This window comes from Phytoamicus setariae (assembly GCF_016722925.1).
Taxonomy (GTDB): domain Bacteria; phylum Pseudomonadota; class Alphaproteobacteria; order Rhizobiales; family Rhizobiaceae; genus Rhizobium_E; species Rhizobium_E setariae.
Genome location: NZ_JAEQNC010000002.1, coordinates 518,973 through 530,476 on the forward strand (window position 1 = coordinate 518,973; position 11,504 = coordinate 530,476).

An 11,504-nucleotide genomic window follows, 5' to 3' on the forward strand; every position below is an offset into this window, starting at 1 on the left:
GGCCCGACGTATAATTTCAGATGCCACAAGATGAACCCCGCCCGGCTGGGCGAGGCTCTGCGCAAGGACTATTCGTCTCCGCTGCTATCGTCTGCCGCACTGTCATCCGCAGCACTATCGTCAGCCGCGCTGTCATCTGCGGCGCTATCGTCAGCAGAGCTGTCATCGGAAGCGCTGTCATCGGCGGAGGATTCATCAGCGGAACTATCGTTGTCCATGCTGGCATCGTCGGACGCATCGTCAGCGACGCTGTCGTTTTGTCCATCGTCATCTGCTGTTGCGCTGGCATCGTCGGATGCATCGGGACTGTCAGCACTTTGGTCGTCCGAAGGGTCGTCGGTCGTCATGTCCTGAGCGTCCGTGCTATCGTCAAGATAGGAATTGTCGTCGGCCGCATCGGCTTGCTCGTCCTGCATATCCGACGCAGCATCGGCTTCCGGATCCGGATTATCGGCCGCATCGTCAACGGTCTCGTTGGAATCGTAGTCTTCCGCCTGCTCGATCGACTGGTCTTCTTCGGTTGCGCTATATTCTTCCTCGACCGACGTTTCGAGCGTCTCTTCGGTGCTCTCGTATTCGCTCTCGAACGATTGGTATTCCTCGGACGTATATTCGAAATCGTAGCTTTCGCTCGTTTCCACGCTCAGCTCGTAGCTCTCCCAGGAGTAGGATTCGTAGTAGGACGAGGTTTCGCTATAGAAGTAGCTCGACGTCGTGGAAAAATACTCCCATGAGTCCCGATAGAATGCGGAATCGTTCTGATCGTAAGCGGAATACCAGTAGTAATAGCCTGCGTAGTAACCGTCGAAATCTGCAAGCAGCATCACCGCGTACCATTGCTGGTTACCACGTTTGTTGGCATCCGACGCCTTGTCGAGCTGGCGGCGCAATTGATCGAGTTCGCGCTTTTGGTTCTTGGTTATCGCCTTGTTGGCCGCCATCGTGTCGAGACGGCGCTTCATGTCGTTGATGCGTCGTCCGTTCTTGGTGGCGATCTCCTGCGAATTGGCCGCCTTGCCACCCTTGACGCGCTTGAGATACTCGGACCAGACTTTGTCCAAAGTTTTCACGCCGAGCGCTACCTTATGGTCCTTGATGCCGGACAGTTTGAAGGTGGCGTTGACCTGGGCAACACTTGCTGCAAGTTCCGGCAAAATTGCCGCGAATTTCTTGTTGTCCTTGGCCTGCGCCGCAGCAGTCACGGCCTTGATGTTCTTGGCTGTTGCCGATAGCGCCTTGAGGAATGGGGCGGATTTTCCGCGTTTGTCCTTCGGCAGGGCCTTGTAGTTCTTCAGGATGAAGCTGATGGCCTGCTGCTGCTTTTTCAGCAATTGATCGGCGTTCAGTTTCTTTGCCTGGAATTCGATCTCGCTGGCGGCGTGTGCGGGTGCAGCCGTAATGCCGGCAAAGGCCAGCCCAAGCGAAATCAGAGCCGCAGATATTGCGGCGCCTTTATTCGACCGTTTCATTCATGTCCCCTTGTGGCGAAGCCGGCCCCTCTTAGTCTTGCCGGCGCCTTGTTCCTATGCGGTAACAATTGGATCAGCAATATATGTACGGCACCTTTTATTTGGCGGCAGTTCAATTGTTATTTGTAGTGTTGCAACAACGTGAGTTCTTCTTGCGAAAAATCGTCGAAGGACTAAGCTGACCAATGAATTAATATTATAAGTGGAGGGCATGGTGCTTGGATTGATGCAGGAATGGCCGCTTCTCTGCCACAAGATCCTCGACCATGCCGCCAACTGGCACGGCACGCGTGAAGTTGTTTCCCGCTCCGTCGAAGGACCGATCCACCGGACGAACTATGCCGATGTGCGCGGCCGGGCGCTTACATTTGCCCAACGTCTTGAAAGGGAAGGTGTTGGCCAAGGCGACAGGGTGGCCACCATGGCCTGGAACACCTGGCGCCACTTGGAATGCTGGTATGGAATCATGGGGATCGGTGCGATCTACCACACGCTCAATCCCCGGCTTTTTCCCGAGCAGCTCGTCTGGATCATGAACGATGCGGAAGACTGCATGCTGTTTGTCGACCTGACATTCCTGCCGTTGGTGGAGAAGATCGCGCCCAAGGTACCGTCGCTCCGCAAGATCGTGGTGCTGACCGATCGCCAGCACATGCCGGAGACGCCGCTTGCCAACGTCGCCTGCTACGAGGAATGGCTGGCGGAAGTTGATGGCGACTTTGCCTGGAAACAGTTCGACGAGCAGACCGCTGCCGGCATGTGCTATACATCGGGGACCACGGGCGACCCGAAAGGCGTTGTCTATTCGCACCGCTCCAACGTGCTGCATGCGATGGCCACGCTGTTTCCGGATGTCGCCGGCATCTCCAGCAGCGATTCCCTGATGCCGGTGGTGCCTCTGTTTCACGCCAATGCCTGGGCAACGGCATTTTCGACGCCGATGGCAGGCGCCAGCCTTGTTCTTCCCGGGCCGGGCCTCGATGGCAAGTCGATCTACGAGATGCTGACGCGCGAGAAGGTGACGTTGACACTCGCGGTGCCCACAGTGTGGCTGATGCTGCTGCAATACATGGAGAGGGAAGGCGGCAGCCTGCCCGATCTCGATCGGGTGGTGATCGGCGGATCTGCCGTGCCGAAGGCGATGATCGAAGCATTCCAGAACAGGTATGGGGTCAAGGTCCGGCATGGTTGGGGGATGACGGAGATGTCGCCGATTGGCACCATCAGCATGCTCAGGCCCGAGCATGCCGATTTGCCCGAGCCGGACAGGCTCGACGTCATCGCCAAACAGGGGTTGCCGTTCTTCACCGTCGAAATGAAGGTCACAGATGACGCCAACAAGGCGTTGCCACATGATGGCAAGACCTTTGGCCGTCTGAAGGTGAGGGGACCGGCAGTCGCTGCATCCTACTACAAGGGCCGCAGCCCCGAGCAATTCGACAACGAAAGCTGGTTCGATACCGGCGATGTCGCGCATATCGATCGTGAAGGATATATGCAGGTCACTGACCGCTCCAAGGATGTCATCAAGTCGGGCGGTGAATGGATTTCATCGATCGAACTGGAGAATCTCGCCGTCGGACATCCAGATGTCGCCGAGGCGGCTGTCATCGGAGTGCCGCATCCCAAATGGACCGAGCGCCCGTTGCTGGTCGTTGTTCTCAAACCCGACCGGCAGGTTGAGAAGGCCGACATCCTCGACTACATGCGGCCCAAGGTCGCGCGATGGTGGATGCCCGACGATGTTGTGTTCGTGCAAGCCATTCCCCACACCGCGACGGGCAAGATCCTGAAGACAGAATTGCGGCAGACAATGAGGGATTACAAGCTGCCGGATGTCGACGGCCCATCGGGATAGGATTTTATTCGGCGACTTTTCGCCGACAATGCGATATGATCGCTCTTGGCCAATCAGCCGGAAGAGCAGGATATTTCTTTCGGCGCGATTGCATAACCCCGGGAGGATCCAGCATGGGAACCTTGCATGTGGTATCGAATGCCGAGGGCACGATGGTCTATCCTGAAGTGCGGCAGATCGGCATTCTGGAAGTTCTGGACGCGCTGCGCCTCGGACTTAAAGATTTTCAGGAAAAGCCATCTCACTACGTTTTCCTCTGTATCATGTACCCCATCGCCGGGGTGGTTCTGATGGTGTGGAGCGCGGGCGCCAACCTGCTGCCGTTGATGTTTCCACTGGCGTCAGGTTTCGCAATTCTCGGCCCCATCGCAGCCATAGGGCTCTATGAAATCAGCCGGCGCCGCGAATTGGGGCTCGATACGTCCTGGGTGCACGCATTGGAAGTCCGGCGCTCGCCTGCCATGTTCTCGATCATCGCGTCGGCCTCGGTGCTGTTCGCACTGTTCATCATCTGGCTGCTTGTGGCGCAGAAGCTGTATGTCAGCTATTTCGGCGCAGAGCCACCGGCCACACTCAGTGTGTTTGTACACAATGTACTCTACACGACCAATGGATGGCGGATGATGCTGTGGGGCAATCTGGCAGGTCTGTGCTTTGCTGTTGCGGCCCTGGCGGTCTCTGTGGTGACATTTCCCTTGCTGCTGGAGCGTGATGTCGGCGCTTTCCCGGCCATTCTCGCGTCGATCCGGGCGCTCATCCGCAATCCGATACCGGTGCTGTTCTGGGGGCTCATCGTTGCCGTTCTGCTGGTGATCGGCTCGATACCCATATTTGCCGGGCTGGCAGTCGTATTGCCGGTTCTCGGCCATTCGACCTGGCACCTCTACAGGAAATTGATCGGCCCGCCGGCGCTTTAAAGCGCGCCGGCAAGGCATGTGCGTTTCAGAGTGCGGTGAACCCGTTGTCGACAAACAGATGGGTGCCGTTGACGAAGCTCGCGTCGTCGCTTGCCAGAAACAGGGCGGCCCGGGCAACCTCTTCCGGTTCGCAGATGCGGCCTTGCTGCGCTGCCAGTGCAGCTTCCGACACATCGACGCCAAGCGCTTGCAGGTCCTTGACTTCGCGAAGGCCGTGCGGCGTGCGAACGAAACCAGGGCAGACGGCATTGCAGCGAATGTTTCGGTCGCGGAATTCCACGGCGATGGCCCGGGCAAACATGTGCACCGCGCCCTTGGTGGTGTCATAGAGCACTTCCATCGGCGTGGCCGCTACAGCCGAGATCGACGACGTGCAGACGATCGACCCACCGCCGGCGGCGATCATTCCGGGAAGCACCGCCTTCGTCATCAGGAACATCGACTTCACATTCACGTCGTGCAGCCAGTCCCATTCTTCTTCGGTGGTTTCGAGAAACGGCTTGATGACGATCGTGCCTGCGTGGTTGAACAGCACGGTCACCGGTCCGAAGGCCTTTTCGACCCCTGCGACGGCGGCGTTGACCTCCGAGGCCTTGGAAACGTCGGCTGTGGCAAACATCGCCACGCCGCCGGCGGCCTGGATCTCCGCGACGGTCGCAGCAGATGCCTCGGCATTGCGGTCTATGATGGCGACTTTTGCCCCTTCGGCCGCAAACAGTTTGGAGGCAGCGCCACCCATACCGGTCGCGCCGCCTGAAACGATTGCAATTTTCCCCGAAAGCCGTCCTGTCATGCTGCAATTCCTCCCTTGAAAATCGCAGCAATACAAACACCAGTATCGGGCGGGTGTCCACGACTCCTATGTGCAAAAGGCGAACGATGGCGCTGGCACGCAGGAACCAGAGCCCTTCGTTCAGACGCCTGGCGTGTCACCAAGCGGATTGACGTCGCCGACAAAGGCAATCAGGTGAGCCATGCTGGTCAGCGGTTCGGCGTCGACAGTGCGCAGCGGACTGTCGGCTGCGGGCGAAAAGACGTCCAGCTTGCCGGGTTGGGTAATGCTTGCCGAAAAGATCGTCGTTCGCGAACAGCGGATGAGGGCCAGGAATGTCTCGATGACGATCCGCGAGCCGACACGGCCGAGCTGGCTGCCTCCCGAAAGCTCGGCTTCCTTGAGAATGTAGAACCACAGCGGCGTCTTGATGTGAAAGTCATTGTCGGCAATGACTTTGCGCATTGTCTCTGTCAGCCCGGTCATCAGTTGACTGGGTGTCAACTTGGCTGTCTCGTTGTCGCCGGCCGCGATGATGGCATCCGCGATGTCCTGTCCGCACTGCAGCTTCATTTGCGAGCCGCGCCTGAGGTTGCTCGCGGCAAGATTGATCGTCTCGTCGCTGCCCGGGGAGGGAATTCTGCCAAGCACCGGCGCAAGATGGGTATCGAGCTTGCGGGTTCGATTGAGTGGGGTGGTTGCCCGGTCAATGTCCGAAAACTGCTTGACGTCCTCCATTGGGTAGACCCTGCGCCAGTCGGCAACCCAGTTGGACGGAAAGGTGCTGGTTCCTCCATCCCTGCCGATATTGCCCTTCAGGTGTGTGAATCGGAAGAAGAACCGAAAATCGCCCAGCGCAGGCGAATTAAAGATCCGGTTCCAGATGTAGGATTCGCGGACCATGGAATGGCCCATCCGGTAAGCCGCCACTGAGAATTCCAGCGGCATCGGTGGCGTCTGCGCAGCGGTAATCTTGAACACCAGTGGATTGGGCTCGATGGCATCCACAAGGCTGAGGTTCTGGGTGCCGAGAATGGCGCTGAAAATCACAGGATCGGAAAAGCGCCTGACGAAGTCATTGAGGACCAGCCATTGATAGTGTCTTGTCACCAGGTCGCGTGCCTTGGAATACACCCCGGCAGGCGCAAGGCTGGCATCGGCAGCGCGAATTGCTGCCGCGACCTTGTTGTGAAATCTCAGGAACAGCGTGTGCGTTTGCTGAACGAAGAGATTTTCATCGTTCCTGTCGTCGCCGATATCGCCCGCGCCGTTCTTGTCTCTGGGAATGTCATGGCCTGCGAAAACACGCGCAGCAGTAAAGTCTCCGGCATCCTCGATTGCCGTCGTATTTCCGGTGCGCATTGAAAATCCGTCGGCGCCGATGAACTTCTGCTCGTCACCTTGCTTGCCATAGAGGCTGTCGAGATCCAGCGACGGCGACCGCAATTGCTTGACCAGTTCCGGCTCGAACGTTTGTCGCTCAACTGGCGTCAGCAGGGCAGTGTCGTCGCGGGTGATGTCGTGATCGATAAACTGTCCGAAATACGTGTAGCCGGCAGTAATGACGCTGTCGCCGCTTTCGAATTCCTCCGTCATGGCCTGACCCAGCGCCTCAAGCCTGGAGTCATCAGGCGTGAACGGCGGTGTGGTCAGCGTATGGGGGAATATGCGGCCGAAACGGGGACCTTGCCCCGGCGGGTCGATCGGCTTTCCGTCGATATACTGGACTTCCCCGGAGATTTCGAATGTACGATGGATTCCGTGTTCCATTGTTCTGCCTCCCTCAGATGGAAGGCGGAAGTATGTTGGATTATGAAGATAAATACAATCTAAATTTGCATAATTACAAAATGCAACCTAGTGGCCGAATGTTGCCCACCGGCGGTAGGTGGCGGGTTTTAGCCGCCACCTTGCATGGTTCAGCCGAAGACGCGTTTGAAGATCGTGTCGACATGCTTGGTGTGGTAGCCGAGGTCGAATTTCTCGCGCAGGTCGGCTTCGGAAAGGGCTGCGCGGACTTCCTGGTCGGCAAGCAATTCTTCGAGGAAGTCCTTGCCCTGTTCCCAGACCTTCATGGCGTTGCGTTGTACGAGACGGTAAGCGTCCTCGCGCGACACACCAGCCTGCGTCAATGCCAGAAGCACGCGCTGGGAATGTACCAGGCCACGGAACTTGTTGAGGTTCTTCATCATGTTGTCGGGATAGACAAGCAGCTTGTCGATGACGCCTGTCAGGCGTGACAGGGCGAAATCGAGTGTCACGGTGGCATCCGGGCCAATCATGCGTTCGACGGACGAGTGCGAGATGTCGCGCTCATGCCAGAGTGCAACATTTTCCATTGCCGGAATGGAGAAGGAACGCACCATGCGGGCAAGGCCGGTGAGGTTTTCGGTCAGAACCGGGTTACGCTTGTGCGGCATGGCCGAGGAGCCTTTCTGGCCCGGCGAGAAGTATTCTTCCGCTTCCAGCACTTCGGTACGCTGCAGGTGGCGGACTTCCGTTGCCAGACGCTCGATCGAGGAGGCGATGACGCCGAGCGTGGCGAAGAACATTGCATGGCGGTCGCGCGGGATCACCTGCGTGGAGACGGGCTCGGGCTTCAGGCCCAGCGCCTTGGCGACATATTCTTCGACGCGCGGATCGATATTGGCGAACGTGCCAACGGCACCGGAGATGGCGCAGGTGGCGATTTCTTCGCGGGCGGCAATCAGGCGGCTCTTGCAGCGTTCGAATTCGGCATAGGCCAGTGCCATCTTGACGCCGAAAGTCGTCGGCTCCGCATGGATGCCGTGGCTGCGGCCTATGGTTACCGTGTCCTTGTGCTCGAAGGCGCGGCGCTTGAGTGCTTCCAGGAGCTTGTCGAGGTCGGCAAGCAGGATGTCGCTGGCACGGGCAAGCTGCACATTGAAGCAGGTGTCGAGCACGTCGGACGATGTCATGCCCTGATGGACGAAACGGCTGTCGGGGCCGATGAATTCGGCAAGATGGGTCAGGAATGCGATGACGTCATGCTTGGTGACGGCTTCAATTTCGTCGATCTTGGCAACGTCGAACTTTGCCGCGTTGCCCTTCTCCCAGATCGTCTGGGCGGACTCCTTGGGAATTACGCCGATCTCCGCCAGTGCGAAGCATGCATGTGCCTCGATCTCGAACCAGATGCGGAACCGGGTTTCCGGCGACCAGATGGCGACCATTTCGGGGCGGGAGTAACGCGGGATCATGGGGATAGTCCTTCTGGGTAACGGTAGTTGCCGCTCCTCTAACAAATGGCAGCGACAATCACAATGCGCGATATCCCGAGGCGCTGTCCAATCAACGGGATCGATCGGCTGTGGCACGCAGGCGCGCAAACCAGACCGCGTAAGCAGCAAACAGCACGATTGCCCAGGGATAGTAGACATAGAGGCTATCGACGGTGAACTGATAGACTGCAGCAGCCGAGGTGAAGACCAGCTGGAAACACCAGACGATGGAAGGGAAGTCCGCATGCCACTGGGCGTAGAACACCCGGTATTGAAGGGCAAAGAGGGTGGCAGTGGCGGTGTGGGTGGAGAGAAACCCGATGATCCCGCCAACGACGAACCGCACCTTCGCACCGCTCCTGCCGCAGGCAAAATTTGCCAGCATCAACCCGGGTGCGAATGACGCGGCCGCGCCACAGACATAGAGCGAAATGATCGCCACCCAGCGGTGTGTCGCCAGGCCATCGCGCAGATAGAGATCGATCAGTGCGGCCAAGCCCACCAGCATCCCCCAGATGGCGGACCCGAGCAGAATGAGCAGCGGTGCTGGTACACTGTCGCCGAGGCGCTTGAGGATATTGCTGTTGGTTGCGGGCAGGTCCGCGGCCATCAAGGCTGCTCGGTCAGTCGGACAGGTACGGCGATCCAGCGTTCGTCATTGCCCTCGAAGCCGAAATTGGACACCTGGATCATCACCATCGCCGGAGCGCTGTTGACGTCGCTGGCGATGACCGCCCCGAGCCTGTAGCCGTTCGGGCAGTAGCGGCTGGAAGGCACCTGCTGGTCTTCATAGATCAGATGCTTGGATGGCTCGGTGAAGGACAGCGAAAAGCCGCTGAAGGCGCCCTCCATGTTGAGACATGTTTTCGGTGCCGGAAACAGCTTGGGCTTGAGTTCCACTGTAAACGCCGGGCCGAATGGCGGTGAAACCGGATACCGGTAAAACTTCAGGCGGTGCGGATTGCTCTCTGCTTCGGAAACCGGATTGTACGCGACGGTCAGGCCCGGATTGTTTTCGAGATCGTACTTGTCGATCAGCGGTAGCGCCTTGCCGCGCGCAGCCTTGCGAATCTTGCCAAGGGTCATCTCCTCGGCGGCTAGTACCTTGAAGGGCGTTCCCGGCAGGAACTTGTCTTCCTGCGTGTCGAGAAAATAGATGTTGGAATAGGCAAAGCCGGATCCGTCCTGCACGCCGAATTCCTCGAACGCGAAGATCCTGCCATCAGCCGAAAATCCGATCACATCCAGCTGGGCAGAATCTCCGGCATGCGCAGATGTGCCGGCGAGCGATGCGCCAACCAACAAGACAAGGGCGACGGCCCGGATACGGAGTCTCGACAGCGTGAAGAAGTTCATCCCCTGGCTTTCTCCGCGGCCGCGCGGATTGCACTGATATTGCGGCGATAATCGTCGAGTCCCGCTCCCTTGTAAATGGCTGATCCTGCAACCAGCACGTTGACTCCGGCGCTGGCCGGCATGCCGGCGGTCTCGGCTGTAATGCCGCCATCGACCTCGAGTTCGATCGGCCGGTCGCCGATCATCGCATGAATGCGGGCAATCTTGTCGGTGACCGCGGGAATGTATTTCTGTCCGCCGAAGCCGGGATTGACGCTCATCACCAAAATGAGATCGAGTTGGTCCATGACATACTCGATCACGCTTTCCGGTGTGGCCGGGTTGATCGAGACGCCAGCCTTTTTGCCGAGCGCGCGGATTGCCTGAAGGGACCGGTGCAGATGCGGACCTGCCTCGGCATGTACGGTAATGTAGTCGGCGCCGGCCTTTGCAAAGGCCTCGATATAAGGATCGGCAGGCGCAATCATCAGATGGCAGTCGAAGGTCGCATCCGTCAGCGGCCGAAGCGCTTTGATGATGTCCGGGCCGTAGGAAATGTTGGGCACGAAATGCCCGTCCATGATGTCGAGATGGATCCAGTCCGCGCCGGCTGCCACAACATCCGTGACTTCCTGTCCAAGTTTCGCGAAATTGGCGGCAAGGATGGAGGGGGCGATGCGGATGGGTCTGGTCATGAGGTGTCTCCGAGGTTCTTCGGGCGGCAATAGCATCGCAACCCGGTCGCCGCAATGATTATGCGTCCCTGCGAACAGGGCCGAAGACCCGTTCGAAATTCGCCCGGATCAGCGTATCGACGTCGCTCATCATCACCAGTTGCCCCAGATCGACAAGGCTCGTCACGCCATAGCCGGTAATTCCGCAGGGCACGATGCCGGAGAAGTGTTCGAGTTCAGGATCGACGTTGAGTGAAAAGCCGTGGAAGCTGACCCATTTGCGCAGCCGGATGCCGATAGCGGCGATCTTGTCTTCTGCCGGCAGCCCTGGAGCCACCGGGGGGCGCTCCGGTCGCTCGACCCACACGCCGACACGGTCCTCGCGGCGCTCGCCCCGGATGTTCATATCCGCAAGCGTGCCGATCACCACATCCTCGAGCGCCGAGACGAAGCCGCGCACGTCCTGCCTGCGCCGCTTCAGGTCTAGCATCACATAGGCCACCCGCTGTCCGGGGCCATGGTAGGTGTATTCGCCGCCACGGCCGGTCTGGAACACCGGGAATCGATTCGGCGAGAGCAAATCTTTCGATTCGGCGCTTGTGCCGGCGGTATAGAGGGGGGGATGTTCGAGCAGCCAGACCAGTTCCTCGGCCTCGCCATTGGCTATGCGCGCGACCTCGTTTTCCATGGTTTCCACCGCTTCGGCATAGTCGACCGGCTGGTCGGAAATGCGCCAACGCACCGGAGGAGAACCGGCTGGAGCAAACATTGGTAAGGTCAGACTGCCGCGTTCCATGCTTCATATATCCATCTGAAAACTCTTGGGCTTATGTGGATAATTTATGGCCCTTTAGCAAGGGTACGATGGTCAAACCGGTGGAAATCAACGGGTGTGACAGGCATGTGAAAACAAAAGGAAAATTATTCGCATACGCTCTTGTGCCGCGAGAATCCTTTTGCTAAATGCTGCGTCGCCGGACACGCTCCGGCCTACCACGATGCGGTCGTGGCGGAATTGGTAGACGCGCAGCGTTGAGGTCGCTGTGGGGCAACCCGTGGAAGTTCGAGTCTTCTCGACCGCACCAAAAACAACCCGGCCTTGTGCCGGGTTTTTTTATGAAGTAAGTAAACCTCCACCTACGGTGGAGGACTGGACGTGTTCTACATCGTAGTTGAGAGACCTCCGTGCTTGGACCGCTATTTTATGCGCGACACAGAACGGAGGTTCTATGGACGA

At 58.4% G+C, this 11,504-nt stretch carries 10 protein-coding genes and 1 tRNA gene; 3 read left to right on the forward strand and 8 right to left on the reverse strand.

Going from position 1 to position 11,504, the window contains the following annotated elements; translation table 11 throughout:
- Positions 1 to 68: 68 nt before the first annotated feature.
- Positions 69 to 1,469: a hypothetical protein gene (locus tag JJB09_RS05190; protein ID WP_201654091.1), complete on the reverse strand. Its 1,401-nt coding sequence runs from the start codon at positions 1,467 to 1,469 to the stop codon at positions 69 to 71.
- A gap of 214 nt (positions 1,470 to 1,683) precedes the next feature.
- Here JJB09_RS05190 and JJB09_RS05195 point away from each other — a divergent pair, with 214 nt between their 5' ends.
- Both JJB09_RS05195 and JJB09_RS05200 read left to right on the forward strand, forming a co-directional pair.
- The gene (locus tag JJB09_RS05195) at positions 1,684 to 3,327 is read left to right on the forward strand and encodes a long-chain-fatty-acid--CoA ligase (RefSeq protein WP_201654227.1); all 1,644 of its coding nucleotides are present in this window, start codon (positions 1,684 to 1,686) and stop codon (positions 3,325 to 3,327) included.
- 113 nt (positions 3,328 to 3,440) lie between these two features.
- Positions 3,441 to 4,244, forward strand: coding sequence for a DUF2189 domain-containing protein (locus JJB09_RS05200; RefSeq protein ID WP_201654094.1), 804 nt, complete (start codon positions 3,441 to 3,443; stop codon positions 4,242 to 4,244).
- A 25-nt stretch (positions 4,245 to 4,269) separates the two neighbouring features.
- On the opposite strand, the gene JJB09_RS05205 is transcribed toward JJB09_RS05200, so the two are convergent.
- The 7 genes from JJB09_RS05205 to lipB form a co-directional block, all read right to left on the reverse strand.
- On the reverse strand, positions 4,270 to 5,037 hold the full coding sequence (locus JJB09_RS05205) for an SDR family NAD(P)-dependent oxidoreductase (protein ID WP_201654097.1): 768 nt from the start codon (positions 5,035 to 5,037) through the stop codon (positions 4,270 to 4,272).
- A gap of 120 nt (positions 5,038 to 5,157) precedes the next feature.
- The gene (locus JJB09_RS05210) at positions 5,158 to 6,786 is read right to left on the reverse strand and encodes a peroxidase family protein (protein ID WP_201654100.1); all 1,629 of its coding nucleotides are present in this window, start codon (positions 6,784 to 6,786) and stop codon (positions 5,158 to 5,160) included.
- A gap of 149 nt (positions 6,787 to 6,935) precedes the next feature.
- Positions 6,936 to 8,237 carry an adenylosuccinate lyase gene (gene purB, locus JJB09_RS05215; protein WP_201654103.1) on the reverse strand — a complete coding sequence of 434 codons (1,302 nt, stop codon included), beginning with the start codon at positions 8,235 to 8,237 and terminating at the stop codon, positions 6,936 to 6,938.
- A gap of 91 nt (positions 8,238 to 8,328) precedes the next feature.
- Positions 8,329 to 8,868 carry a hypothetical protein gene (locus tag JJB09_RS05220; RefSeq protein ID WP_201654106.1) on the reverse strand — a complete coding sequence of 180 codons (540 nt, stop codon included), beginning with the start codon at positions 8,866 to 8,868 and terminating at the stop codon, positions 8,329 to 8,331.
- Positions 8,868 to 9,614: a DUF2259 domain-containing protein gene (locus JJB09_RS05225; protein ID WP_201654109.1), complete on the reverse strand. Its 747-nt coding sequence runs from the start codon at positions 9,612 to 9,614 to the stop codon at positions 8,868 to 8,870. Before JJB09_RS05225 ends, JJB09_RS05220 begins: the two co-directional genes overlap by 1 nt.
- Positions 9,611 to 10,288 carry a ribulose-phosphate 3-epimerase gene (rpe, locus tag JJB09_RS05230; RefSeq protein WP_201654112.1) on the reverse strand — a complete coding sequence of 226 codons (678 nt, stop codon included), beginning with the start codon at positions 10,286 to 10,288 and terminating at the stop codon, positions 9,611 to 9,613. The genes JJB09_RS05225 and rpe overlap by 4 nt, the downstream gene beginning before the upstream one ends.
- Before the next feature lie 58 nt (positions 10,289 to 10,346).
- On the reverse strand, positions 10,347 to 11,063 hold the full coding sequence (gene lipB, locus JJB09_RS05235; protein WP_201654115.1) for a lipoyl(octanoyl) transferase LipB: 717 nt from the start codon (positions 11,061 to 11,063) through the stop codon (positions 10,347 to 10,349).
- A 204-nt stretch (positions 11,064 to 11,267) separates the two neighbouring features.
- Here lipB and JJB09_RS05240 point away from each other — a divergent pair.
- Positions 11,268 to 11,352: transfer RNA gene (locus tag JJB09_RS05240), tRNA-Leu, on the forward strand.
- The last annotated feature ends 152 nt before the right edge of the window (positions 11,353 to 11,504 follow it).

What these genes read in the sequence shown, in the direction of transcription:
- JJB09_RS05190 (WP_201654091.1), bottom strand. Translation starts at nt 1,469, where the DNA reads ATGAAACGGTCGAATAAAGGCGCCGCAATATCTGCGGCTCTGATTTCG.
- JJB09_RS05200 (WP_201654094.1), top strand. Translation starts at nt 3,441, where the DNA reads ATGGGAACCTTGCATGTGGTATCGAATGCCGAGGGCACGATGGTCTAT.
- JJB09_RS05205 (WP_201654097.1), bottom strand. Translation starts at nt 5,037, where the DNA reads ATGACAGGACGGCTTTCGGGGAAAATTGCAATCGTTTCAGGCGGCGCG.
- JJB09_RS05210 (WP_201654100.1), bottom strand. Translation starts at nt 6,786, where the DNA reads ATGGAACACGGAATCCATCGTACATTCGAAATCTCCGGGGAAGTCCAG.
- purB (WP_201654103.1), bottom strand. Translation starts at nt 8,237, where the DNA reads ATGATCCCGCGTTACTCCCGCCCCGAAATGGTCGCCATCTGGTCGCCG.
- JJB09_RS05220 (WP_201654106.1), bottom strand. Translation starts at nt 8,868, where the DNA reads ATGGCCGCGGACCTGCCCGCAACCAACAGCAATATCCTCAAGCGCCTC.
- JJB09_RS05225 (WP_201654109.1), bottom strand. Translation starts at nt 9,614, where the DNA reads ATGAACTTCTTCACGCTGTCGAGACTCCGTATCCGGGCCGTCGCCCTT.
- rpe (WP_201654112.1), bottom strand. Translation starts at nt 10,288, where the DNA reads ATGACCAGACCCATCCGCATCGCCCCCTCCATCCTTGCCGCCAATTTC.
- lipB (WP_201654115.1), bottom strand. Translation starts at nt 11,063, where the DNA reads ATGGAACGCGGCAGTCTGACCTTACCAATGTTTGCTCCAGCCGGTTCT.